Annotated in this window: 19 protein-coding genes; 4 read left to right on the forward strand and 15 right to left on the reverse strand. The window is 55.7% G+C overall.

What is annotated here, in order from left to right; all coding sequences use genetic code 11:
- Positions 1-154: 154 nt before the first annotated feature.
- The 3 genes from AAE484_RS10125 to AAE484_RS10135 all read right to left on the reverse strand — a co-directional run bounded on the left by AAE484_RS10125 (position 155) and on the right by AAE484_RS10135 (position 2,810).
- On the reverse strand, positions 155-760 hold the full coding sequence (locus AAE484_RS10125) for a GntR family transcriptional regulator (RefSeq protein WP_341938267.1): 606 nt from the start codon (positions 758-760) through the stop codon (positions 155-157).
- A gap of 94 nt (positions 761-854) precedes the next feature.
- Positions 855-1,655 carry an alpha/beta hydrolase gene (locus AAE484_RS10130; RefSeq protein WP_341938268.1) on the reverse strand — a complete coding sequence of 267 codons (801 nt, stop codon included), beginning with the start codon at positions 1,653-1,655 and terminating at the stop codon, positions 855-857.
- 39 nt (positions 1,656-1,694) lie between these two features.
- Positions 1,695-2,810, reverse strand: coding sequence for a Zn-dependent alcohol dehydrogenase (locus AAE484_RS10135; RefSeq protein ID WP_341938269.1), 1,116 nt, complete (start codon positions 2,808-2,810; stop codon positions 1,695-1,697).
- 138 nt (positions 2,811-2,948) lie between these two features.
- Here AAE484_RS10135 and AAE484_RS10140 point away from each other — a divergent pair, with 138 nt between their 5' ends.
- The 4 genes from AAE484_RS10140 (at position 2,949) to galK (ending at position 7,338) form a co-directional block, all read left to right on the forward strand.
- Positions 2,949-3,842, forward strand: coding sequence for an AraC family transcriptional regulator (locus tag AAE484_RS10140; RefSeq protein WP_341938270.1), 894 nt, complete (start codon positions 2,949-2,951; stop codon positions 3,840-3,842).
- Positions 3,843-4,019: 177 nt separating this feature from the next.
- Positions 4,020-5,060 carry a UDP-glucose 4-epimerase GalE gene (gene galE / locus AAE484_RS10145; protein WP_341938271.1) on the forward strand — a complete coding sequence of 347 codons (1,041 nt, stop codon included), beginning with the start codon at positions 4,020-4,022 and terminating at the stop codon, positions 5,058-5,060.
- Positions 5,061-5,141: 81 nt separating this feature from the next.
- Positions 5,142-6,176, forward strand: a complete 1,035-nt coding sequence (locus AAE484_RS10150) for a UDP-glucose--hexose-1-phosphate uridylyltransferase (protein ID WP_341938272.1) — start codon at positions 5,142-5,144, stop codon at positions 6,174-6,176.
- Between the two features lie 19 nt (positions 6,177-6,195).
- Positions 6,196-7,338: a galactokinase gene (galK, locus tag AAE484_RS10155; RefSeq protein WP_341938273.1), complete on the forward strand. Its 1,143-nt coding sequence runs from the start codon at positions 6,196-6,198 to the stop codon at positions 7,336-7,338.
- 82 nt (positions 7,339-7,420) lie between these two features.
- Here galK and AAE484_RS10160 read toward each other — a convergent pair whose 3' ends face one another.
- From AAE484_RS10160 to AAE484_RS10215, 12 genes are all read right to left on the reverse strand, one after another.
- Complete coding sequence (locus AAE484_RS10160) at positions 7,421-8,545, reverse strand: glycoside hydrolase family 117 protein (protein ID WP_341938274.1); 1,125 nt, start codon at positions 8,543-8,545, stop codon at positions 7,421-7,423.
- Positions 8,546-8,590: 45 nt separating this feature from the next.
- Positions 8,591-9,493, reverse strand: a complete 903-nt coding sequence (locus AAE484_RS10165; RefSeq protein WP_341938275.1) for a sugar kinase — start codon at positions 9,491-9,493, stop codon at positions 8,591-8,593.
- Between the two features lie 403 nt (positions 9,494-9,896).
- The gene (locus AAE484_RS10170) at positions 9,897-11,462 is read right to left on the reverse strand and encodes a sugar porter family MFS transporter (protein WP_341938276.1); all 1,566 of its coding nucleotides are present in this window, start codon (positions 11,460-11,462) and stop codon (positions 9,897-9,899) included.
- A gap of 216 nt (positions 11,463-11,678) precedes the next feature.
- The gene (locus AAE484_RS10175) at positions 11,679-14,003 is read right to left on the reverse strand and encodes an agarase (protein WP_341938277.1); all 2,325 of its coding nucleotides are present in this window, start codon (positions 14,001-14,003) and stop codon (positions 11,679-11,681) included.
- A 43-nt stretch (positions 14,004-14,046) separates the two neighbouring features.
- Complete coding sequence (locus AAE484_RS10180; protein ID WP_341938278.1) at positions 14,047-15,066, reverse strand: SMP-30/gluconolactonase/LRE family protein; 1,020 nt, start codon at positions 15,064-15,066, stop codon at positions 14,047-14,049.
- A gap of 82 nt (positions 15,067-15,148) precedes the next feature.
- Positions 15,149-15,877: a SapC family protein gene (locus AAE484_RS10185; RefSeq protein ID WP_341938279.1), complete on the reverse strand. Its 729-nt coding sequence runs from the start codon at positions 15,875-15,877 to the stop codon at positions 15,149-15,151.
- 40 nt (positions 15,878-15,917) lie between these two features.
- Positions 15,918-17,468 (reverse strand): tryptophan halogenase family protein, encoded by a 1,551-nt coding sequence (locus tag AAE484_RS10190; protein WP_341938280.1) that lies wholly within the window; start codon positions 17,466-17,468, stop codon positions 15,918-15,920.
- A gap of 116 nt (positions 17,469-17,584) precedes the next feature.
- Positions 17,585-20,407, reverse strand: coding sequence for a TonB-dependent receptor (locus tag AAE484_RS10195; RefSeq protein WP_341938281.1), 2,823 nt, complete (start codon positions 20,405-20,407; stop codon positions 17,585-17,587).
- 253 nt (positions 20,408-20,660) lie between these two features.
- Positions 20,661-22,967, reverse strand: coding sequence for an agarase (locus tag AAE484_RS10200; RefSeq protein ID WP_341938282.1), 2,307 nt, complete (start codon positions 22,965-22,967; stop codon positions 20,661-20,663).
- An 11-nt stretch (positions 22,968-22,978) separates the two neighbouring features.
- Entirely contained in the window at positions 22,979-23,620 is a 642-nt protein-coding gene (locus AAE484_RS10205; RefSeq protein ID WP_341938283.1) for a bifunctional 4-hydroxy-2-oxoglutarate aldolase/2-dehydro-3-deoxy-phosphogluconate aldolase, read from the reverse strand.
- A gap of 12 nt (positions 23,621-23,632) precedes the next feature.
- Entirely contained in the window at positions 23,633-24,634 is a 1,002-nt protein-coding gene (locus tag AAE484_RS10210) for a sugar kinase (protein ID WP_341938284.1), read from the reverse strand.
- A complete protein-coding gene (locus AAE484_RS10215; RefSeq protein WP_341938285.1) occupies positions 24,631-25,911 on the reverse strand; it encodes an MFS transporter in 1,281 nt (426 codons plus the stop codon). The genes AAE484_RS10210 and AAE484_RS10215 overlap by 4 nt, the downstream gene beginning before the upstream one ends.
- Between the last annotated feature and the right edge of the window lie 23 nt (positions 25,912-25,934).

The following is a 25,934-nucleotide window of genomic DNA, read 5'->3' on the forward strand; positions in this document are numbered from 1 at the left end:
CAAGGGCTCAAATTTGTTATCAGTGTATCCTGAGAATTCCACAATGTTGGAAAATTGTCAACAAAATACAGGGTGGGGGCGGAGTTTAACGGGGCGGTCGAGCAGGAGAGGGCCGGCAGAGGCCGGCCGAACATGAGGGCGGAACGATTCAGCCCTATTTAATATTGGCCAGCAAGCACTTTTTGGCCATTTCCAGGTCGTCTGCTTTCAGCGCGTCGGCGATGGCCTGGTGCTCCTGAACACACTCTTTGGGCGTGGACAGACGCTTGTAGTTCATGCGCATGCGCAGCACGATCGGGTACCACAGGTTGACCAACTCGGCACCGCCGGCCTTAAACACCAGATAGCGGTGAAAATCGATATCCGCCTTGGTGACTTCGGTAAAGTCTTCCTGGGTGAAGGCTGTCTGAATACGATCCAGAATGGTATCCAGGTTCTTGAAGTCCTCGTCATTGAGGGCGCCTTTGAGGTTTGACAGTGCAAAGGTTTCAATCTTCCGACGAATATCAATCATTAACTTCTGCATACTTGAGCTGAGAGCGCTATTGACCGATACGCCACAGTTGCTCTTGGAAACCAATAGACCTTCTTTGGTCAGTTGCAGCAGTACTTCCCGAATCGGGCCGCGAGACACACCAAAGCGTTCAGAAAGTGTCTGCTCGCTGAGTTTTGAGCTTGGTGCCAGCTCTCCGGATATAATATCGGAGCGAAGCTGGTCGGCGATTTGATCTTTGACGGAGATGACTGGGCTGTTGAACATAGGCTTATCGTGTTGGTGGTCGATTGTGTACAATTGTAATTGACGGCAAGCCAAATGTCTATTGTGAACATATCATAGGACTAAATTATATAAATCATATATATTCAAGGTCATTTACAAAACGGAAGGTGTGTTCAACCACTTTGTGCCAGTATGGCCACTCATGCCTCCCGGTGAGCAGCTGGAAGTCGTGCGTTTTGCCGAGCTGATCCAACAATCGTGAGTACTCTACATTCCCGCGACGTAAATCGTCATCCTCTCCGCAGTCAAGGCGGATTGGCGGGAGCTGGTGCAGATTTTCCTGCGTCCAATAGCGCAGGTCGGCCTCCTTGGGGTGCCCACACTGGTACAGGCTTAAATCCTCATCCACGAAAAGTGCCATTTCGTCCAACCGGGTAATGGCCGAATGAGCCGAGATGCCCTTGAACCGGCCCGGGTACTTGGCCCCCAGTCGCAGGGCGCCATAGCCCCCCATGGAAAGTCCGCTGATGTACACATTGGAGCGCTCGGACACACAGGGAATCGAGCGTATAACCGCCTCCAGGCAATCCTCGACGATCCAACGCTCGGCATTCGGTCCGTGGCTCAATGGCAGGTAGCCCGAACCGGCGTAATAGCTGCCGTCCTCCGGCATGACCAGGAGCATCTCGCCAATATCGGCGCTTGCCCGCAGGCGATCGTAGACCCGGTCAACGCCCCCCAGGTTCATCCAGACCCAATGGTTTCCGTAGACCCCGTGGAGCAGGATCACGATGGGGATATCGAGCGCGTCGCTAAACGCGTTGTAGCAGGCGATATTGCCGCGCCCTTTGAGCGCGGAGGAGTGCACCGTCAAGAGGCTCAAGCCCTCCTGGGTGTACTTGGGGTCGGACTGCTCGATTTGCTGAAGGCTCATGGCGGCTCCTGTGCGTGGTTTTAACGTTGGCGGTGAGTGTCACAGCGCATCATCAATAACGATGACGCCCTTGGCTAGGCGGCCGTTCAGCATGTCATCGAACCCCTGGGCAGCGGACTCCAGGGTATAAGTGCGCGTAATCAGCTCGTCCAGCTTCAGCTTGCCAGCGGCGTAGAGGTCGAAAATGCGGGGAAAGTCCCGGGTCGGACTGCATTGGCCGTACAGGGGGTTAATGTAAATCTTGTCCCACTCGAACAGTTCGCAATCAAAATCGATCCGTTGCTCGATCCCGCTGGCCTGCACTGCTGTGCCTGCACTGCGGATCAACTTCAGCGGGGCCGAGCCCAGCGCGGGTACCGCCGTGCATTCGAACGCGTAATCGGCGCCGCGGCCGTCATTCAGGGCCAGCACGTCTTGCAGAACGCCGTCGAAGTCGGTGTCTTTAGGGTCGGAGAGCACCGTGTGGGTGGCACCGAATTGGCGTGCCTGGGTCAGGCGTTCCTCGCTGATGTCAATGGCGATGACCCGGGCAGCCCCTGACAGCGCTGCGGCCTGGATGACATTCAGGCCGACGCCGCCACAACCGATCACACAGACGCTGGAGCCCGCCCGGACGTTCGCCGCATTGACTGCAGAACCCCAGCCGGTCATGACGCCACAGGCAATGATGGAGGCGGTATTGAATGGCACGGCGGCGTTCAGCGGGGTGACGGCCTGCTCTCTAACGACCGTGTACTCGGACATGGTGCCCAAATGGAAGGAGCGCTCGAGCGGTTTACCCTCCAGTTGGCAGGCTTCCGGGTGGGCGTGGCCGGCCAGGGAGCCGGAGCAGACCGGAGAGTGGTTCTCACAGATGTGGGGGTTGCCCTCCCGGCACTGAAAACAGGCGCCACAAGGAATGGCCCAGTTCAGCAGAACCCGGTCCCCCACGGCACAAGTGGTCACGCCGGTGCCCACCGCCTCCACCGCGCCCGCGCCCTCGTGGCCCACGATAAACGACCGGTCCCAGTTCTGGATAGAGTCCCAGTCCGTGTGACAGATGCCCGATGATTTAAGCTTTATTCGAACCTCGCCGGGGCCCGGCTCACCGACCTGAACCGTTTTGAGAGTGAATTGCCCGCGCCCGTCAGACACCAGTGCCTTACAGTCAATCATAGCCTCTCCCTTTGGGTAAAAGTGTCAGTGTAACTTCATTCAAGCGCGTTGACTTTCGGTAAAAGGGTCATTAATGTCATATTTTTGCGCTCTTGGATGACGAGGGCGAGCCTTGCGCCAGCCTAAGAGGCTACTAAAATGAAGCCAAGCAATATCTACTGTGAACCTTTTTGTATTCAAAAGGGCTTTAATTTCGAAGTGCATCACGTGGTCTATAACCAGGGGGACCCATACTCCTGCTTCATGCACTTCCACGAAGTGCATGAGCTCATCGTGTTTCAGGATATCGAAGGCGCGTTTTTTTATAACCAGGGCGAGTCGACCCTGAATGATTCGGACATTGTCTTTACGCCCGCTCTGGAAACTCACGACTTTGAACTCTCGGAGCGCCCCAAGTCCTGGTACATCATTCAGTTTCTGCCGAGTCTTTTGGAAGAGCCCGATATGGCGACCGTGGGCTCGTTTTTCCAGTACGGTATGCACCTGAGGCCGAACCAAAAGGCGATACCCGACATTAAGCAGTTGGTGCAGTGGTTGCTGAAGAGCTATCAGGAGAGCCCCCAAAGTGAGAAATCCCAATGGTTGCTGAAACTCCTTTTATATTGGGTGGCCGATGCGACATACCCGGTCAAGCCGCCGCATACGCTACCGATACAGCGAACCGTCGGCTATGAGCGGTTGATGCCCGTGATCAACCTCTTTCGTCACAGCCGCAGCGTCTCGCTGCCACTGAAGGAGGCGGCCGCCAAGTGCAACCTGTCACCCTCCTATTTTTCTCGGCTGTTCAAGAGTGTGTTCCGCTACAGTTACACAGAATACAGCATTCGTCACCGGCTCTACAGTGCTGCCAGAATGCTCAGCCAGAGCCGCCTGTCCGTCACCAATATTGCCTACGAGCTCGACTTCTCCAGCCCGTCCCACTTTATTGCACTCTTTAAACAGCAGTTCGGTGTTACCCCCAAGAAGTATCAGGGCAAAGTGACCGATCTGGCACTGGCCGATGTGGAAGAGCAATCTCCGGCGGAGTCCTGATCGCTTCTTTAGGCATTCCTGTTTGTCCTGGTGGGGCTGAGGAAACCTGTCAGCCTCCCCTCAAAAGTGTCATATTGTTGCGGTTCGCCCTTGAGTTGTCCCTCCTGACCGCTTGTGCTGGGCGGATACACCGAGTATATTGCATACAATATACAAATATGGCGAGTTGGGGGATTTATGCCTGAGCAGCAGCAAGTGCTTGTCACCGGTGGGGCCGGATATATTGGGAGCCATGTGTGCGTTTCCCTGATTGAGGCCGGATTCACGCCGGTTGTGGTCGATAATTATTCCAACAGCCATGAGGTGGCGCTGGATAGGGTGACTCAGATCACCGGTGTTCGTCCCCCGGTTTACGCCGTGGATATTCGGGACGAGCAACGCCTGGGAGAGGTCTTCGCCGCCCATGACATCAAGGCAGTGATGCACTTTGCCGGTCTCAAGGCGGTAGGAGAGTCCACGACCTTGCCGCTGGAATACCACGGCAATAATGTGGGCGGTTCAATCACGCTGTTTCGGGTAATGGAGCAGCACAATGTTCGGAAACTGATTTTCAGCTCCTCTGCGACCGTCTACGGTGACCCGGCCTCGGTACCGATCAAAGAAACCTTCCCCTGTCAGGTTACCAACCCCTACGGTCGGACCAAGTTGATCGTTGAAGACATTCTCAGAGATATGTCCGCCGCACCCGACGCCCAGTGGAACACCACGCTGCTGCGCTACTTTAACCCTGTCGGGGCGCATGAGTCCGGCCTGATCGGGGAAGACCCAGCGGGTATCCCCAATAATCTGGTGCCCTTCATTGCTCAGGTGGCGGTGGGAAATCTGCCCTACTTGAAAGTCTTTGGAAGCGATTACGACACCCGCGATGGCACCGGCGTGAGAGATTACATCCACGTTGTGGATTTAGCCGCTGGGCATGTCGCGGCCCTAGAGCAGCTGTTTCAAGTCGCACCAGAGTGCCGGGTCTACAACCTCGGTACCGGTACTGGCTATTCCGTGTTGGAAGTCGTAAAGGCGTTCTCTGAGGCCAGTGGCCTTGAAATCCCTTACGAGCTGGCTCCCCGGCGCCCTGGAGATATCGCCCAGTGCTTCGCCGACCCCGAACTTGCCTGGGAGCAGTTAGGCTGGCGCACCCGGCGGGACCTGAAACAGATGATGGAAGACACTTGGCGCTGGCAGAAGCGTAACCCTCAGGGGTACCGCACCAGTGAGTCCTAGATAAACCAGAAAGCCCAAGGGCCGGGCCACAGCGGTGGCCCGTTTACGTCAACCGATTTGCTGAGGTAGGTCATCGCCACTATGAGTTTACTGAACGACAAGAGTCACCGCCGCTTCAACCCGTTGTTGGGGGAGTGGGTTCTGGTATCGCCTCACAGGAGTAAGCGCCCCTGGCAAGGCCAGACGGAAAGCGCCGAGCGCTCGGATGCCAAGAGTTATGATGAAAAGTGCTACCTGTGCCCGGGAAACACGCGCATAACCGGCGATGTGAATGCCGCGTACACCCATACCTACGTATTTCAGAATGACTTTCCGGCATTGATCGCGGACCCGCCGGAGGAGGCGGGCGAGCAAGGGGATCTGGTTCGGTACGAGCCCGCTCGCGGCGAGTCGCGAGTGATCTGCTTCTCGCCAGACCATTCCAAAAGCCTGCCTCAGTTGGCCCCCGAAGACATCGAGTGGGTGATTGACACCTGGCGAACCCAGGTGGACGAGTTGTCTCGCCAGTACGTCTGGGTTCAGGTTTTCGAGAACAAAGGGGCGGTCATGGGCTGCTCCAACCCGCACCCTCACGGGCAAATTTGGGCACAGGATCAATTGCCCACCGAAGCGGAAAAAATCGACCGGAACTTGAAAGCCTATTGGGATAAACACGGCTCCAAGCTGTTGTTGGACTACGCCGCGCTTGAGCTGGAACAAGAGCAGCGCGTCGTCGACAAAAACAATGACTGGGTTGTCGTGGTGCCGTTTTGGGCGTGCTGGCCGTTTGAGATCATGATCCTCCCGCGCTTTCCCGTTCAGGACTTCTCCGGATTGACTCAGGCGCAACAAGTGTCCCTAAGCCAAATCATGAAGATCAGCCTGACCCGGTATGACAATCTGTTCCAGTGCAGTTTTCCGTACTCCATGGGCTGGAGAGCGAATCCCTTCAATGGTCAGGACAACCGCCATTGGCAGTTGCACGCTATTTTCTTTCCGCCACTGCTGCGGAGTAAAGACATCAAAAAGTTTATGGTCGGCTACGAAATGCTCGCCGAAGCTCAGCGAGATATTACGCCCGAGCAGGCAGCTGCCCGCCTGCGCGAATGCAGTACCGTCCATTACCTGGAAACGTGACGTCGTTAAGAGGCTGACAATGATTAATCGAATTACAGAGCAGTTCCGGACGCTCTTCAAGCGGAATCCGGATTTTTCCTACTTCGCGCCGGGGCGGGTAAATCTGATTGGCGAACACACCGATTACAATGACGGGTTTGTGTTTCCCTGCGCAATTGAATATGGCACTTACATGGCCGTAGGAAAACGGCCGGGCTCGGTTATGCGTGTGGTGGCGGGAAACTTTTCCGAAGACTACAGCGAATGGTCTCTTACAGACGACATCGTACGCTCCGAAGACAGCCCCTGGTCAAATTACCTCCGGGGGGTTTGTGTCGCCCTTCAGGAAAAAGGGCATACCTTATCCGGCCTGGATGTGTATGTGGAAGGCAATGTACCGCGTGGTGCCGGGCTGAGTTCATCCGCGTCCCTGTCCGTGGCATTCGCCGGTGCCTGCAGCGAGGCCAACGGTTTGCAACTGGATGTCTCCACTCAAGCGCTGGTGGCGCAGCAGGCGGAGAATGATTTCGCCGGTTGCAGCTGCGGTATTATGGATCAATTGGCCTCGGCCGGTGGTCAGGAGGGCAGGGCGCTGCTGATCGATTGCCAGTCGTTGACCTTCGAGCGCTTTCCGATACCGGAAGCGCTCACTTTGATGATTATTGACAGCCGGGTCGAACGGCAACTGGTGGGCAGTGAGTACAATGATCGGCGGGTGGATTGTGAGCGCGCCGCTGAGCACCTCCAGGTGAAGAGCCTTCGAGGGGCCGACATGACCCTTCTGAATCAACACAAAGGGCAGCTGGATGATCTGGCCTACCGGCGAGCACGGCACGTCATCACCGAAAATGAGCGTACCGTAGCTGCCGCCCAAGCGTTGGCCTCAACGGACTATCAGACGTTGAACGCGATGATGAAGGCGTCTCACGTGTCGATGCGGGATGACTTTGAAATTACCATTCCGGAAATTGACTTTATTGTCTCAACCGTTGAGCAACACTTGGATGAAGACGGTGGTGTTCGCATGACCGGTGGTGGTTTTGGGGGCTGTGTCATCGCGCTGGTGCCTAACAACAAGGCGCAAGCGATTGAAGAGCAGGTTACCCAGGCTTATGCGCAAGAGTATGGTCGGGACTGTAAAGTGTATATGTGTTATGCCGCGCAAGGGGCTCGAGTGTTGTAAGGCGGTGCTGGCAGTACGCTGTGTCACCAGAGAGGCGAACGTACAAAAAAGCCGGCGATCATCATCGCCGGCTTTTTTGTGTCTATATGCCTGAGCCCCCGGTTTGCTGAAAGGTGCCGCTGTCGAGGACTTGCCGGCGCGCCCGGTACTGACAGATGTAATTCCAGTTCCAGCTGCTGTCATATTTGTGGCACAGACCCCAGCGAATGCCGCTGATCGGGTCATCGGAGTGCTCGTAACCCGGGTCACGGTACAGCCCCATAGCCTCAGGGGCTCCCTTGATGTGGGACATAATGTCAAAGTTCAGGCCGTCCTCGGCCCACTGGCAGGTATTCTTTTCCGGGCCATCGGTGGTCAGAATGTTGGCTATTCCTCCATTGAAATGCCAGACGGCCACTTCGTGACCGCTGTTGGTCACGGGGTTGAGGGGCGATTTTATATAAGGGCCCATAATGTCATCCGCGATGGCGACGCCGTGTTTTATTTCGCGTCCCCCGAAGTTCATTCCCTCTCCCATGGTTTCCCCTTTGTAATAAAGGTAAAACTGGTCGCGATAAAACATGAGACAGGGGTCGTGCACCTTGTGGCTGTCGAAATCCCCTTTCTCTTTCACCATAAAGCGGTTGTCCTCGTCTCCCAGCCATTCGCCATTCTCGGAAGGGCTCAGGATCGGAGCGTCGGATTTTGTCCAGGGGCCGAACGGCGAGTCAGCGCGCGCAATGGCAATATGTTCCTTGCTGCGGTTGAGGTAGGGGGCCTGGACCGTCTGGTACACCAGGTAGAAGCGCCCTTGGTGTTCGAGCACCTCGGGGGTAAAAACCGCACGATCATCGTAGCGGCCGTCGTCGCCGGGAGTAATGGCAGGGCCTTCTTCCTTCCAGTGGTAACCGTCTTTTGAGGTGGCGTGCCAGACTTGGGTCTTGTCCCAGGGAAAGACTTTGTCGTCCGGGTTGTCGCTACCGAAGCCGACGGTCTCGCCTTCGCCTTTGGTGTACCAGACGTGGAGGCAGTCGTCTACCGTAATGACGGCGCTTGGGTCCCGCCGGATAATCCCTTCCTCGTAGGCTAGGTCACCGCCCAGCGGCTCAATATCAAACTCAAACACCCACTCGGGGCCGGTTTCATCGTAGCCGCGCTCAAGGGCTCGTTGTGTCGCTCTACTTAGGGGTTTTTCAACGTGCTTGGGTTTCACTGCGTCTTCTGACATATTGTCTACCGGTTGTCGTTATAAAAAAATTTTGGCTGGGGGTGATCATTGGTGCTGCCTGGGTAGGATGGCCCCCCGGTGTTGAATGACTTTGCGCGCCAATGCCGAGCCCGCTTGTATGCTGGCGGTCAGCGAATCGCCCGATAGCCGTGTCGCCAGAAAAGCGGCATTGAATGAATCCCCGGCGGCGGTAGTGTCCACCACTTTGTGGCAGGGGGAGACGGCAACCTGGCCGGTCTCCTCAGGTGTGGCATACCAGATAGGGTCCGCCCCATTTTTAATGATTATGGTGTCAATGTCGTAGTCCTTTAGCAAGCCGAATACCTCGTCCGGTGTTTCGGGGCCATAAAGCCGGGCCATGTCTTCAATGCCAGGAAGCGCAATGTCGCATAGGGAGAAAGCCCACGCGTACACCTCCAGGGCTGCCCCTGTTGAACTCCATAAAGCGGGTCGGTAATTGGGGTCGAATACGACAGTTGTTCCTCGGTCTTTGAGATACTTCAGCCAGCTTTTAAGATTAAAGAGGCTGGGTTCGTCATAGATGGCAAGGGAAATACCCGAGATAAAGAAATAGTCTGGCGGGTTAATTTCGTAACTATCGATGATTTTGAAGAAATCTTTTGCAGCCGACTCGCCTCGCCAGTAAGTGAAGTGCCTTTCGCCGTCGGCTTCGTTTTTTACCATGTAGAGCCCCATGTGTCGACTGGGATGGGTTAGTACATGGGTGCTGTCTATTCTCTCCTCCCTCAGAGCTTCACGGAACTGTAGGCTAATGGCGCCCTCTCCAACGGCAGTCAGTAACCGCACGTTGATTCTGGGGCTAACGAGTCGGGCCATGTATACAGCTACGCTGTAAACGTCACCAGCGAAACCTTGCTGAAAACAATTGTCCTGTTCGGTGGGTGCCATCTCTAACATGCACTCCCCAAGAATAGCGATGTCTGTCATAGTTTGCTCCCCTGTTGGTTGTATATTGTATACAAAAATAGAGTCTCGTAAAAGTTGTTTACAAAAAACAGTTGACACTTTAGGGGGGCGGTGCCAAAATAAGCGTATTGCAAGCCAGTTGCTTTTTGTCATGAGGGCAACTGATAGATTCCGCTTATTGTCCTGAGCGGAATCCAGAGGTTTCACAAGCTCTGGGTATCGATTTCGAGGCCATTGGGTCTAGTGCATCCACGAGTGAACTCTCTCACTCTCTTTAGCCACAACCTGCCGTGCAGGTTGTGGCTTTTTTTTGCCTATCTGAAGAGTAAAAGCGGGAGGCGTCGGAGGTAAACAGTAGACGATGCAGTAATGGTGCTGGGAAGTGCCGAGGGGGCGACCTGACGGCCGCCCTTAAAACTGCGGTTTAGGTACTGCTTAGCGAGGCTTCGATTTCCTCGATGGACTTATTTTTGGTTTCAGGCATAAGCCGAGCAATGATAACAACGCCAATGGTGATGCATACTGCGTAGAAGAGAAAGATCATGCTGGCACCCATATTGTTCAGCTGCCAAAGAAAAAGCTGCTGCACCAGATAGTTCACGATGCTGGTTACCAGGGCAAAGCAGGGAATAGCGATGCCGCGAACACTGGTGGGAAATATTTCGGAAAACAGGACCCACATAATCGGCCCGATCGACAAGTGAAAGGCCGCGATAAACCCAGTGATCGCCAGTAACACCAGAGTTGCATCAATTCGAATGGCCTGCTCCAAAAGCGCGCTATCGTTGGCTCGAACAATTTCGGCTCCCAGTACTTCCCGTGCGGCATTTTTGAAGGTGACGTCGCTCGTATACTCGATATTAGCCAGAGGCTGCAGAAGGGAAGAATCAAAGGCGCCTGCCAGGCTGTTGATAGCCGCGGAATCGAGCAGGTACGTGGCACTGTAAAAACCCCAGGCGCACACGAAAAGACTGGCGGCCGCGGCACAGAGGCCCGCAAGCATTAAGGGGCGGCGCCCGAGTCGGTCGATCAGCAGCAGCGCGATAGCGGTGGAAACGACGCTGACCAGGCCGATGATAACTGACTGCATGAAGGCGGCATTCGTGCCGATGCCCACCTGTTCGAAGACGGTAGGAGCATAAAACATGATAGCATTGATGCCGGTAATCGGCTGGAGGAAGGCAACGGTGAACCCAAGCAGCATAGCGGCACGGATGCGCCGGTCAAACAGGTCAGCAATCTGCGCCTTCAGCGACCGGTCTTTGTGACCGTGGTGGACGCTTTCCTCAATACTTTTGATTTGCAGGTCAATCTCTTCTTCGTGCATTACTGTGCGCATGACAGTTTTTGCCTCAACCTGGCGGCCCTCCAGAATCAGCCAACGCGGGCTTTCGGGAATCGTAAGTAGCAGCACCAGCCAGATCGCGGCGGGAACCACTTCAACACCCAGCATCCAGCGCCACGTGTAGGTCGCCAGACCCACACTCTCAACCCACTCCGCGCCAGAGTTGGACGCCTGCAGGATGGTGTAGTTGGCAAAGTAGGCGGCCAAGAGCCCAAGGACGATGTTGATCTGGTTCATGGAAACCAGCTTCCCGCGCATATTGGGGGGAGCAACTTCCCCGATATACATAGAGGCGACTGAGAGCGAGGTAAACGCCAGGCCTCCAAGAAAACGGGCGGCGACCAGAGCCTCAAAGTTGGGCGCAATCACGGAGGAGACCGCTGAAATAAGATAAAGGCCGGCGATGATAATCAGTGCTTTTTTTCGCCCCAATTTGTTGCAAATATGCCCGGTAGCTAAAAGCGCGAAAATGACCCCAAACCCGGGAGCGGCCACCACGGCGCCAACCTGCATATCAGATAGACCAAACTCGGTGGTGATAAACCGGACGGTCCCGGAAATAAGGGCGGCATCGAGACCGAAGATGAAACCACCCAGGGCGACGATAATCGCGTAACGTAATGCGGATGAGCGATAACTTGCCATAAAAAAGTACCATCTTATTACTATAATGTTGGCTTTACGGGCCAGAGACCACGTCAAAGGCGGTCTGAGGGCCCGTAATGCCTCGCGCTAACATCGCATCATACCTCATGTTCGCACGATTGTTAACAATCTACATGGTTTCTGTGAGCCATCCAGCTCAGCCGGAGCCTGTAGATCGAAAGCTCAGCCCCTGACGGCAGGGGCTGAGTCGTGGGGTTATTGGTCGTTGAATCGCTTGGGGTACAGGGTTTTGTTGAACGAACGAGCGGCCTCAACCATGTTGGGGTATGGAATGTCGGTGACCGAGACAAAACCCACGTTATAGTTTTCGCCATCGAAAGCGCGGCCGGTGATCGGTGAGTCGACGTATTGAAACCAGTGCGCTCCGACCATGGTGTCGTGGGCTACGACACTCTCCATATATCGCTTGTACATTTCGGCCCGGTCCGCCAGATCATCCGCCATAACCAGACCCGGGTGGAGGAGGCCGCTACCACGAGTCGCCCCGATATGGAATTCACCAATAATACTGGGAAGGTCGATTTCATTGAGAAAGTCCCAGGCGTGGGGCTGAACACCCTCGTCGTAAATGTTGAAGCTCAGAACATCTGAGTACTTGATAGAGGCCTGAACCGTTTCGTCCGGCATTCCCCAGCTTGCCATTCGAACGCCCATATAGAGATGATATGGAAGTGCGGCTTCCAGAGTGTTGTGCACCACGCGAAAGTACTCTTCGGAAAGTAACGCCAAGAGGGTTGAATAGTCCTCAACAGCGGCGTCGGTGTGAGTGCTCGGGGAGTACTTTTTTTCCGCCAGGGCATCCCAGCTCGCAAATGAGGTGTCCCAGCGCTCATTCAGCTGAGCAATGCTTTTGTAGGTCTTTTTCAGGTGTCGGGTAAACGCCTGTTTCGCGGGGCTTTGGATGGCGGGTTGTGACAGGGCATCAAGAATAATACCGTAGCGTTCGGACACAGAGCCTTCGGGGCGTCCCCAGCTTTTTTCATTGTCGATGAACACGCCGATACACCAGGGGGAGCCTTGAATTTCCTCGGCGACCACATCAATCGTCACCTTTGCTCGACGAACGAACTCCGTGTCAAATGGGTCGGGCATGGGCGCCCATACATCGTGTTTGGAATTTAGGGTGGCAAAGTCCCCGATAATCCAGCCGTTGGCAAAGTAGGGCACTTGTTCGTTGGGGTAAAACGCCGGATCAACCCAGTTACCCATAGAGGTAAAGCCCCAGCTTTGCATTCGGTCCAGAGTGACGTCTTCCCATTGTTTGACGTAGGACTCCGGGGCTTGCTCTCCGTAGCGACGCTCCAGGTTGGCGCGATAGAAGCTGAAGGTCTCGCCGGACTGGATGGGCCCTTTGTGAACCGATCGGCGGTAGCTGTAATGGTCGGAGAGTGGGTGATCGTATTCCGGCAACCAGGTGAACATGTCGTGGCGCAGCGACGACGACACATAGCGGGTTCGGCGAACCTCATCGGAGAGTTTAACGATCCCGATTGAGTCCTCTGGAGTGACTTCGTCCGGGTCCACCTCGCGCACGGAGGGGTCGCGAAAGTCCATTCCGGTCAACGTGGTCAGGTTGGCCATACGGACATTGGCCAGGCCATTGGAGAAAAACAGGTAACCCTCCGGGTCAACCAACCACCACTTTCCATCCACCTTCTTGGTGCGGAAATAACCGGTGGCCTCATAGCGGGGGCCGTCCTTCCAGCCGCCAAAGCGAGAGCGGTCGGCCATGGGGCCATTGCTCTCCAGTGCTTCGAGTTCATGCTTGGCGGTTCGCTTCAACTCGGATTCACTGTGAATTTTGATCGGATAGTCTATAGTCGAATTCTGTCCAAATTGGTCCACAAACTGCTGGATGTGAGAGGGTGAGTACACCGGGTTCTGTCGCAACCGAATGTCATCAACGGTGATCACTTTTTCGGTAAGGTTGCCCTCGACAAACAAGGTGATTTTTTGAATCTGACTAAGGTCAAGGTCTTTGGTGCCGTGGCGCCAATAGAACATTTCATCGGCGTCCCAGGGTGGGGGATTTTCCCGAAGGCCGCTGTCGAGTTGATTGAACGGGCCGTTGAGTACGACGTAGTAGGTTCCTGACTCACCGGCGGCCAAGTTCACGCTTTGGCGGCGCACGGCGCCTGAGGCATCGGTAATTCCCAGCCACAGCTGGACGGATTCATCCCCCGGGTTGTGGGCATCCAGAGCGAGGTGGAAATCCTTCAAATCGCTCCAGTCCCAAAGGTTTTCGGGGCGTAAGGTGACTGCCGCTTTGTGAACCTTTGGCGAAAAGCGGATGTGAAGCTGCTGGTGGCCCCTGTCGGTGGAACGAAGCTCGCTGCGGGTGCCCTCTGAGTCCTCACGAAGTGCAGACGGGGGAGTGGCGTTGAAGTCAGCGATGGACTGCAAGGGGGTAAATGGACGTAGTGTATCGTCGACGGTGTCCTGGGTTGGGGCGCATCCCGTACCGACTCCCAGCGTCAGGCCCAAGGCCAGGGCGGTTCCAATTGAGGCTTTTGATGTCATGGCTTTGTTCCTCGTTATAATGTGGTCGTGTTTGGGATTAGGGCTACGGCGCTTTCTTGAGCGAGACTCTCATCAGAGTATCGTGTGCGGTGATGTACAACTGCGTCTCGTCGGCGTTCAGCGCACAGTTGGCGGTGAGCCGTCCGGTAAAAATTGTCGCGATGGGCTGGCCTTTGGGCGTAAAAACCCAGACACCACCCGGCCCGGTGGCGAAAATGTGGCCATTGGAGTGAACGGCCATCCCGTCGGGAACGCCTGCATAGTCGGGCTCGCCCTTGGTCCAGGAGGCGTCGTAGAGAACCCGTTTCTGGGTCACATCACCGGAGGCGGTCACATCGTAGGCGAGCCAGCGAGGGTGGTCTTTCGAGGAAACGCCCACGTAGAGTGTTTTCTGATCCGGTGATAGGGCGATACCGTTTGGGTGTATCACGGTGTCGTCCAGAAGATGCAGGGAACCCGAAGCACTCAAGCGGTAAATCCCCTGAAAGCCGAGTTCTTTTTGAGGGTCATCCAGCCCGCCGTTCAAGCCATAGGCGGGGTCGGTGAAATAAAGGTCTCCGCTGCTGTTCAATACGCCATCGTTGGGGCTGTTTAATCGTTGCCCTTGGTACTGCGCCGCAAGTGTCTCGAACTCAGGTGTCGGCTCGCTGACCGGGGCCCTCATCCGGGCGACACGCCGGTCCCCCTGCTGCAGAAGAATCAAGTGCTGGTTGTCGTTGAGCAACAGACCGTTGGAGCCGCCGGTGTAGTCGTGTGCCTGCAAACCGGTTGCACCCGAGGGTTCCAGGTAAGGCTGGACTCCTCCGCCCTCGCTGTACTTCAGAATTCGGTTGTTTGGTATATCAGAGAACAGCAAATACTGGCCATCTTCGACCCAAAGCGGCCCCTCGGTCCACTCGAACCCACGATCCAGGGTTTCCACGGGCGTGTTGGGGTTAAGCAGTGCTCTGGCGCTTTCATCCAGAATGTCAACTCGAGTTGTCGCCGGCGTGGTGTGCTCCGGCGTTGGTGAGGGCGCCAGTGACGTTTCAGCAACCGGGGAGCAGCCAATCAGGGCGGTCATTAACGCAAACACCGCTCCTTTTCGACAAATAGTGAGAGTGGCGAGAACCGAATGCTCGCCGGTTGTCATCCTCTGAGCAGTTTTATGAGTCATCACGGTTCACCTGATCGACTAAGCGTTGAATGTGACCAAGAGAAAAGCAGATAAGGTAGCTCGCCTGCAGATACCCTTTTTCGCTCCACCGCGCGAGCGTAGCTTCGGGCAGCGCGCTCAGACGTTCCTCCTTGATGGTGTAGAGCCCGCTGTATTGTCGACGCTCCCGCTCCGTAAACTGAATATCGAGCTTAGCGGGCTCGATCAGGTCTTGTTCCACCAGCTGGTCGATAAACACCTGGGTCGAGGCTTGGCCCGACATCATCTGTGACAGGGTGCGAATCATTTCTCTGAGAAAGGAGGTTTGCGAGCCGTCTTCCTCAAACAGTCTCTCGCCACTTTCCCGGTTCACGCGGGGGCTGTCGACATCAATGGCCACGAGAGCGCTCGGGCCCTCTTGGGTGTCGTTTTTGGTCTTGTGGGTGGTTCCCGTCAGAAAGGGTTGCCGTCTGATATGAAGCGGTACGTAACTGGCGTTCCAGCTAGAGCGAGTCAGGTAAAGGTTTTCTTTGGGCTCAAACCCCAACAGGGCGTAGAGACCGAAGCGCCCTGTATCCTCGTCCTTGGCAAGAAAAACAGCGTATTCGAGCACCAGCTTACGCAGCTCGTCCGCGACCACTGGGCTAAGGTGTATATTTTCCCCATACTGGGCGCCGCGCTCGGTGATTACGCGTAGGTCTTTATGTTTTTTGGGGTCAAGTATTTCTGGGGTTGGCACAGGCTTATCCTCTTCTTTTGTCTGAAGGCGTTGGGTTCGGTCACACTCTTTGCAGCCCGAACTCATGGATTTTGTTGATCAGGGTGCGGGTTGAGGGCAGGGCCTGGGTCAATTGCTCAATGGCTCGCTGATTCGCCCGAAACGCCTCCAACGCTCGTTCCCGGTTTTCATCAATGTGGTGCGCTCGGGTGGGGCGGGTTTCAAAGCCCATGCCGTAGAGCACGTACTGGTAGCTGGCGGCGGGGAACACCTCCACAGCATGTTCAAAATCATGATGCCAGGGCGGGTGATAACGCCAGAGTTCAGTCAATTCCTTCAGGCTCTCGGGAATGGTGTCCGGGTGTCGGTTATCGAGCCAGAAATCGCTGTCCGTCCGCTGGCTCAGGCTGTAGTGAAGCTTGAGAAAGTCAATGATGCGGTCCCAGCGATATTGAAAGGTACGGTTAAAACGCCGGGCGACGACATCCATGGTTTCGCGGTTGTCGGGAAACTGCTCGGCCAGCATGGCCGCGGATATTTCGACAAGGACCAGGGCTGAGGCTTCGAGTGGCTCGAGAAACCCGGCGGATAGCCCGATGGCCAGGCAGTTGTTGACCCAAAACCGTTCCCGGTGCCCTGGCTCGATATCAATGGTGCGGAATTTCAACGCCTCGGGGTCGTTAACGCTGGAGGCGAGATACTGCTTTAGTTGTTCGTAGGCTTGCTCTTCCGAGGTGTGAGCGCTGGAGTACACATGACCGACGCCGCGCCGGGATGAGAGGCCGATGTCCCAGATCCAACCGGCATCCTGGGCCGTGGAAATGGTGTGTGATGCAATCGGGCTTTGCTCTTCCGGGTAGGGCACATGAGCGGCTATCGCGCGGTCAATAAAGAGCACGTCTTTGCAGGAGCGAAAGGGAACCTGGAAATGCCCGCCCAGCAGAAGGGATTTGAACCCGGTGCAATCGATAAACAGATCGCCCTCCACGGGGCCTTCCTGCCCGGTCAGGACGGCCTTGATATCACCGTTGTCGGCGGACTCTACGCCGGAAACGTCGGCCTGCAGGTGACGCACGCCCAGGTTTTGAGTGCAGTGCTCTTTGAGAAACTCGGAAAAAGCGCCGGCGTCCAGATGGTAGGCGTAGTTTGCCACCGCTTCAAATTCGGGGGTAGTGATCAGCTTGGGCGCGAGCCCATGTTCGCACAGGGCCTCCTGAGGGCATACCGCCTGTGAGAAAGAGGCCTGCTGCCGTTCGGCTTGCCAATACGGGGCCAGATTCAATTGAGAAAACTGGTGGGGTTGCACCAGTGGATGGTAGTAAAAATCGTCGTCTTTGCCGGTCGCCCACCGGGCAAATTTGGCGCCCTGTTTGAATGAGGCGTGACATCGGCGAATGAAGTCGGTCTCGCGAATGCCCATTTTCCTGAGCGTCGAGCGCATGGTGGGCCAAGTGCCTTCGCCGACACCGACGGTGGGTACATTGGGTGACTCAATAAGCGTGATGGTGGGCGAGTGCCCCTGCGTGGAGACTCTGGCTGCCAGGGTGCCAGCGGTAATCCACCCCGCGGTGCCACCACCGACAATAACCACTGAGGTAATTGGTTTGACCACCTGATGTCCTCCTCGTTAATTGGAGAGGCCTGTTCTTATTGGCGTGATAGAGAAAGGCCGCCACACATGTGACGGCCTTCCCTGATGGTGCTTAACTGTTAGCGATCAACGGTTGTTTAGAACTTGGCACGAATGCCAATGTTATAACGAGAACCATACTGCTCAGCGCTTAACAGCTGTTCGGCATAACGACCATGGCGGCGGGTGGTTTCCTCGGTGATGTTCAAGCCCTCAAGGAATATCGACACATAATCGTTGATGTCATAGCTGGCGTTCAAGTCCAGCTGACCGTAGGCTTCGGTAAACGTCGGCTCATTGCCGTTTTGCGGCTGGCCTGTGCTCAACAGGAAATCATCGCGCCAGTTGTAAGCTAGACGAATCTGGAGGCCGTCTTTTTCGTAGAACCCTATCAAGTTAGCTGAATCGCTCAGGCCAGTCAAAGCCAGGGACTGGTCGAACGATGAGATGTCATATTCAACATCGCCGTCTACGAAGGTGGCATTGGCAATTGCACCAAAACCACTCTCGCCGAACATATGTTGCAGGTTGATTTCCCAGCCGCTTACTTCGGCGTCTTCCAGGTTGCCTGGAGTACCCACATCCCAGGTTACGACGGGGTCGCCTGCTTGTGACAGGCACGATTCGTTGAGAGGGTCTGTCGAGGCATCGGGGCAACCTTGACGTGGATCAACACTTGGGTCACGAAGGGGTTCGCCGTTTACATCGAGAATCTCGCGCTTCTCAACGGTGGAGCCGATAAAGTTACTCACATATTTCTTGAAATAACCCATAGAAGCATAGCTACCCGTGCCGTAATACCACTCTACGGATAGATCAATGTTTTCTGACTCGTACGGTAAAAGCCCTGGGTTGCCCTGGGTGGCGTTAAATGGGCCGTTGGGGCGGACTACGTTGATTTGAGTGGCAGGAAACATTGCCGAAACGTCTGGACGAGCCAAAGTTTTGCTGTAGCTGAAGCGAGTTACCCAATCTTCGCTCAAGTCAACTTTAACATCCAAATTCGGAAGAAACCGGGTGTACCCACCCTTCAACGTCTGTTCTGACGGCGTTTCTCCGGGAACGACGTAAAGTTCTTCAGTGTTGCGGTAGTAAAGATCTACGAAGCCATTTTGCACTGATGTACCTTCAGTGTCTGTATCTTCGTAACGAAGCCCCGCATTAATGGTTACAGGAAGATCGTTAAACTCAGTTTCCAGGTCCAGCGCCACGTAGGCGGCTGTTGTTTCCTCCATTATACGATTGATAGTGGGAGGGTTAACAAAGAAATCGCCCTGTTGGTCCAGGATATCAATGAAGTCAGCTGCGTCGTAATCCGTAAGGTAAGGGAACAGGCCACTGGTGTCGCCCAGGTCATCGCCGAAATTATCGCGATCGTAGAAGTTCAAGTCAAGGTCAGTGAGGTCCGCGTTTACGAAACTGAACGTGGCGGTCCGGTAGGCGTCGACATTGTACTCAGTGGATTCAATGCCGAAGTGAACAGTCCTAAGTGCGCCGTCACCGGCGTTGTCCCATTGCCCGCCGATTTCGTACTGCTTGATGTTGTTTTCAATCTCATTACCACGTTTCTGGAAGAGGTCGGAAACAATGCTGCCCTTGTCGTACGCTCCGCCGCCGGTTTCCGCAATCAAATCCGAATCGTCATAGATAACCGTTGGTAGGCCTGTACCATTGAGGTCTGCACCGATATCCACCAAGCCAACCGGTGGCGTGCTAGGGTCGTTGTCGGTGTCGAGACGCGGGTTTTTCAGGTTGGCAATGGTTTCGGCTTGCTCTCCATCCGGCTGCGAATGCGAAGTGGAGTCGTGAGCATCGAAGCTCAGACTCAGATTATCGGTAACATCCCACTCAACGTTTAAGCCGAAAGAGTCGTTCTCTGTCAGGAAGTGATAATCCCAGGCCCAGAAGTTTAACTCGTCATTGGGATTGCGGATTGAGACCGGAGTACCATTTTGGTCGACCTGGCTGACGGGGTTGTCAAACCAGTAGCTGGTACGGTTCATGTCGATATTTTCTTCATAGTCCGACATCACGTAATCCAAAGTTGCTCTCACGCTATCGGACGGCGCAAACTGAAAGACGACCTGAGCATTTTCGCGGGTACGGTAATGATTGGAAACATCGACATCAAAGGTATAAGGGGCCCAGAAATTGCCGTCTGGAGGAATGACATTGCCATCTGAGTCGGCGACTTGCCCTTGGTTGCGTACCCAGGCTTGAGTACCTACGCGCTGGCTCTGGCTGTCACGCTCAGAGTAGGAGCCTGAAACCAGAAGACCAAAGATGTCGTCCATGAAAGTGGTGCTGACCATGGCCGAGATTTCGGGGGTAATGTCATCACCCTCCTCGTTACTCTGGTCCATCATGCCTTTTATGCTGCCGGCGGCGGTGAAGCCTTCGTAGTCAAAGGGGCGGGCGGTTTTAATGTTGATGGTAGAGCCAATGCCGCCCGAACTGATGGTGGCGCGGCCAGATTTGTAAACCTCAACCCCCGAAACGCTTTCGGCGGCGATCTCTTGGAAGTTAAAGCTGCGGGTAATGCCCTTAGAAGCGAGTGCGTTGGAATTGGGCATCTGGCGACCGTTCATTGTGACCAGATTAAAGGATGGTCCAAAGCCTCGTACGGTGACCTGGTTCCCTTCGTTGTTGGAGCGGTCGATAGATACACCGGTGACCCGCTGAAGAGACTCTGCCAGGTTGGAGTCCGGGAATTTACCGATGTCTTCGGCAGAAATGGCGTCGACAACGCCCGAAGCGTCGCGCTTGATGTCCATCGCGTTGGTCAAGGACTGGCGGATGCCAGTCACTACGACTTCTTCGAGCATCTGGGTGTCGTTGCCCTCCTGGGCGAACGAGCTGACGCTAGTGGCCGCCATAATCGCGGCGGATAGCGCCCCGTACTTAAAAGGGGTTTTAGTCATATCAAGCTCTCCTGGTGATTGCTGGTCAAAGGCAAGCGTTTCGCATGGCCTTCAACTCATTGCTTTTATTGGTTGTGGAGCCTCTTGCTGGGCTCCGAGACGTAGAGCGGTGGACTGCACCACAACTCTCATATTCCTACTCTAAAAGCCGATTGTCAATAGAAAATTGTAGACAAAATATTAGATGTATCCTCGTGTCATATCCCCGGCTCAAATTGGACTGGGAAAGGAGGCTCCTTGATGGCCAGGCCCGCTACGGCTTGACATAACGTACCTCATATAACCGTTTGTTAAACGCCTTCGCGGCCTCAATCATTTCCGGGTAGGGGCGATCGGTGACGCTGACAAAGCCGACGTTGTAGTTCTCTCCGTCGTACGCACGCCCTGTCAGCGGGGAGTCCAGGTATTGAAACCAGTGGGCCCCCACGAAATAGGGGTTCTCGAGCACGCTGTTCATGTAGGCCTTATAGGTGGCCGCTCGGTCGGATTGAGATGTTGTGTGCACCAGGCCGGGGTTGAACAGTCCGCTGTCCGAGGCGCCCATATGGAACTCGCCGATGATGCTTGGTTTGTCGACCTCTTCGAGGAACTGCCAGAACTCCGGGTGAAGGCCTTCCTTATAATAGTTATAGCTCATAACGTCGGCATGAGTGGCGGCTGCGGTGCGAATTTCGGGGGTCATACCCCAATCCGCAAAGCGTGCCCCCATGTAGAGGTGGTTGGGCAGGTGCTTCTCAACCGCCTTCGCGACGATGGCAAAGTACTCGTTGGCGTAGTGATGAAGCAGTGTCGACAAATCGTCCTGCAAGGCGTCCGGGTAGTCAGAGAGAGTGACGCCGCGCTCGAACGCCTCCCAGTCAGGTACTGCGGTGCCCCACTGCTTGTTGAGCGCTGAGATGGACGGGTACTTTTCGCGCATCAAGCGCGAGAATTCCGCCTTGGTCGGGCTCTCCTGTGCGTCCCGTCCCAGCGTGTTCAGCACCAGGCCGTAGCGCTGCGTGACTGAGCCGCTGGAGCCCCAGCTTTTCTCGTTGTCGATAAAGACCCCGACGCACCATTGGCTGTTCTGGACCTCTGCCGCCACTTGTTTCAGGGTTTGATCGGCCCGTTCGGCAAAGTGGGGGTCAAACGGGTCGGGCAGGGGGCTCCAGTAGTCATTGCCGCTGGAAACGGTTTTGAAATTGCCGATAATCCAGCCGTTGGCAAAGTAGGGAATACGGTCCATCTGATAAAAGTCGGGGGAGAGCCAGTTCCCGAAGGAGGTGAAGCCCCAGCTCAACATCCGGTCCACCGTCGTCTCGCGCCAGGCGGCCATAAAGCCCTCGGGGTGGCTGTCGGCGTATTTGTGCTCCAGGTTGGCTCGATAAAAGCTGTAGGTTTCCCCCTGTTTCAGCGGACCTGAGTGCACCGAACGGCGGTACCCAAAGTGTTTGCCCTGCGGTTCATCGTAGCTGGGCAGCCACTGGAACATGTCGGCGCGCAGTTCGGACTCCACATGTCGACTGGGGACCGCTTCCTCGCTGACTTGGTTGAGCCCCTTGGAGTCTTCCGGAGTGAAGTCGTCTTTGGCGCGCGGCTCAATGAATTTGTGGTCGAAATCGTAGCCGGTCATGGTCGAGGTGTTGGCCATGCGGACATTGGCAATGCCGTGGGAGAAAAAGAGGTAACCGTCCGGGTCCACCAGAGACCATTTGCCCTCGTGCCTGGCTGTTCTAAAGTAACCGGTCGCTTCGAGCTGCGGCCCTTGTTTCCAACCGCCAAAGCGGGAGCGTTCGGGCCAGGGGGTATCCCGCAGGGTTTTCTGCTCGCGTTTGCGCTGCTCGCCCAGCTCTGATTTGTCGGTAATTTTGCCTTCAAAGTCTACTTTGGCGTTTTGCCCAAGCCGGTCCACCAAACCGGTCAGGTACTTCGTGTCTACTTCAGGCTCCGCGAGCAAGCGCACGTCGTCGATGACTAGTGTGCGGTCGCTGAGCAGGCCGCGCACCGAAAAGCTCACGCTCTGCACCTCGGACAGATTGATGTTCTTGGTGCCCCAGCGCCAGTCAATGGGTGTGTCGTCGGTTATCCAGTACGGTGGGTTGGCGCGCAGCCCGGAATCGACGTCGAGATCGTGCCCTTTAAGCTCCATGTAATAGGAGGTGTCACTGTGGGCAGGCACCGCAAAACTGCGGTTGTGCGTTTGCCCCTCGCCATCGGTGACGGTGAGGTACAAATGGGTCGACTCATTGAGTGGGTTTTGAATGTCCAGCGCCAGTGCGAAGGGACCGTAAGAAGACCAGTCCCATGGCGTGTTTGGGACGAATTCGAACCCGGCCTCTTTGTGCGCTTTGGCTTTCAGGCGGATGCGCGCCGCCCGGCCATTGTCTGGCGAGGCCACGGACTCTATCTCGGCGTTGTTCACACTCAGAGCGTCAGGCAGGGACCTTTTGTCGAAAGCAAACAGCGTTTCCAGTGTCTTTGGTTTTTGTACGGGCGTCTGTGAGACAGCGTCTTTCTCTGGAGCTTCGCAGGCGCCTAGCAATGCCAGTGAAAGACCCAGAGCTATATGAGTTTTTTTCATGAGAGGCTCCGTTATTGAGAGTTATCTGAATGTAACGCAGTGATCAGCTGCCGGATTCGGCCGGTGAGCTCGGTTTTTTCTAGTTCGGTGTGAACCGGGCAGGCCAGACTTCCCCCGACACCGACGCCAATCGCGCCGTTTTGCATCCATTCGTGAGCGTTGGTTTCGTCGATGCCGCCAACGGGGAAAAAAGGGGTGTGTAAAAAGGGCCCACGAGCAAGCGCAGCGAGATACTCAGGGCCAAGATTCCCAGCGGGGAACAGTTTGACGATGTCAGCCCTGGCCGTTTGGGCGGCGTGGACTTCAGTGGGGGTCATGGCGCCCATCACGACGGGAATGCAAGCCGCATGTGCGGTGCGCACAACAGACTCGGAGGTGTTGGGCGTGACCAGAAACTCAGCCCCGGCGTCAATGGCTTCCTGGGCGAGCGCCGGGTCGGTAATGGTGCCGGCTCCCACCAAAAGCTGGGGGAACTGCCGCTTGATGCGGGCAATCGCAGAAGTGTAAAGGGGCGTATTGCTGGTGATCTCCACCGCGCCGCCTCCGCCGTCGGCAATACATTGCACAATGTTGTCGATCTCGTTGGGATCCTTGACACGGATGATCACAACGAGCTTCTCGGCAATCAGTCGTTTCACGATTTGTTCTCTCATGGAGCGCTCCCGCTAGCGAATAATGTGACCGGAGTGGTGACCGTCGGCGATGTGTTGAATCTCTGCTTCCGAGCACCAGTGCTGGTCTCCAGCAATGGTGTGGGCCAGCGCGAAAGCGGCGGCGGCAAACTCAATTCGGATGGGTTCCGGCCAGCTATTGAGGTAGCCGTGAATCAAACCGGCCGCGAAGGCATCGCCGGTCCCTAGGCGATCCAGAATCCCGACGCTGATCTGTTGTGACAGATGGAGACCAGCGTCCGACACTAGAACACCAGCCACAGTGTTGTGATTGGCATCGTGATGATTCCGGGCGGTGGTGGCAGCGTCGACACCGAACCGCTCTCGGAGAGAGGTCGCCGCCGCAGTGGCAACGGCCGGGGCGTCACCCGTGTACTGCTCGCCAAAAACGTCGGCCATAACGCCTGCGTTCCCCAGCGCGAGGTCCGTGTGCTCGAGAATGCGCTCGAAGTAGTCCCGTGCTTTTCCGGGGCTCTCCCACAGCGTGCGGCGAAAGTTCAAATCAAAACTGACGGACAATCCCATGGCCTTGGCGGTGCGGGCCGCGTCGACGGTGGCCTCCGCGCATTGCGGGGAAATCGCCGGGGTAATGCCCGATAAATGCAACCACTGCTGCCCTTTGAGAACGGTATTCCAGTCAAAGTCTTCGGGCGCCATTTGCGCGAGAGCGGAGTAAGCGCGGTCATAAGTGACACGAGAGGGGCGGATGGAGGTGCCCATTTCAATGAAGTAGGTTCCCAGGCGTTCCCCGCCTCGTTGAATGTGGCGTGTGTCGATGCCGAAGCGACGCAGGCTTGCTACTGCCGCTTCCCCGACCGGGTTGTCGGGGATTTTTGTGACCATGTGGCAGTGGTGCCCCAACAGGGCCAGAGAGCTGGCAACGTTGCTTTCTGCCCCGGCGAAATCCATATTGAGTGCCTGACTTTGGGGCAGCGTGTCGAGATGGCGGCCGGGCGTCAGCCGCAACATGATTTCGCCAAAGGTCATAAAGCTCATGACGTTGACTCCTCGGACAACTTGGGCTGCAGTTGGATACGCTCGACTTTGCCGACCAAAAACAGGTAGGAGAGTAGGCCGACCACTGCAAGACCGGTCACCAGGAACAGGGCCGGTCGGAAGTCACCTTCGCTGGCGAGAAAGCCGATGGCCACGGGCACGGTAACGGCCGAGAGGGCACCGATAAAATTGAAGCAACCGCCCACCAGGCCGATCATGTTTTTTGGCGCCAGTAATGATACAAACACCCAATTAATGGAGGCGAGGCCGTTCCCGAAGAAAGTGAGTGACAGAAAGAATGTCACCCAGAAGGTGGAGTTCACATAGTTGGCGCCCATCACGGAGCTGGATAGCAGCAAGCCGACAATAATAGGGGCCTTGCGGGCAAGCTCGTTGGAAAAGCCCTTACGCACCATTAAGTCGGAGAAAAAGCCGGATAGCAGTACGCCACAAAACGCGGCCAGGAAAGGTACGGAGGCGAGTAGGCCGGTATCCAATGTGTCATAGCCCCGGTACTCTTTCAGATAGGTAGGAAACCAAGTTAAAAAAAAGATCAGCGTTCCGCCCAGGCAGAATTGTCCGATGTAGACGCCCCACAGTTTGCGGTTGGAGAAGGCCACCCTCAGGTTGTGCCAGGAAAGGCCGGCCTGAGGCTCAGCCAGCAGAGGCTTTTCTCCCGCTTCGCGCGGCGTTTCGTCCGGATCCCGGTACACAAAAAACCAGACCGCCGCCCAAACGAAACCGATCAGGGCCGAAACGATAAACAGACCACGCCAACCAAACAGATCCTGAATAAAGGCGAGTACCGGCATTAAGAAAGCCAACCCAATGAACTGACCCGAGGTGTAAATCGCAATGGCGCTGGCTCGCTGTTCCACAGGAAACCAGCGCGTCACAATTTTATTGTTGGCGGGGTAGGAGGGTGCTTCAAAAAAACCGATGGCCATGCGGCAGCCCACTAGTGCGGCCATTGAACTGACCAGTCCCTGGATAAGAGTGGCCATCGACCAAACCACCAGAATAAACGGGTAAAGGATTCGGGTTTTTACCAAGTCGACCACCATGCCCCCGGGTATTTGCATAACGGAGTAGGTCCAGGCAAAGGCGGAAAACAAGATGCCCAACTGTACCGTCGACAGTCCCAGATCTTCCGACATCGCGCTGGCGGCCACCGAAATATTGGTCCGGTCCATGTAGTTGATGACCACACTGATGAAAATCAGCGCCAGGATGGTGCCTTTTTTACGGGGCTTGTGGGGTTGCTCGGATGCACTCATAAGATGGATACCGCGTTGTTATT

The organism is Marinimicrobium sp. C2-29, assembly GCF_038419845.1.
GTDB lineage: Bacteria > Pseudomonadota > Gammaproteobacteria > Pseudomonadales > Cellvibrionaceae > Marinimicrobium.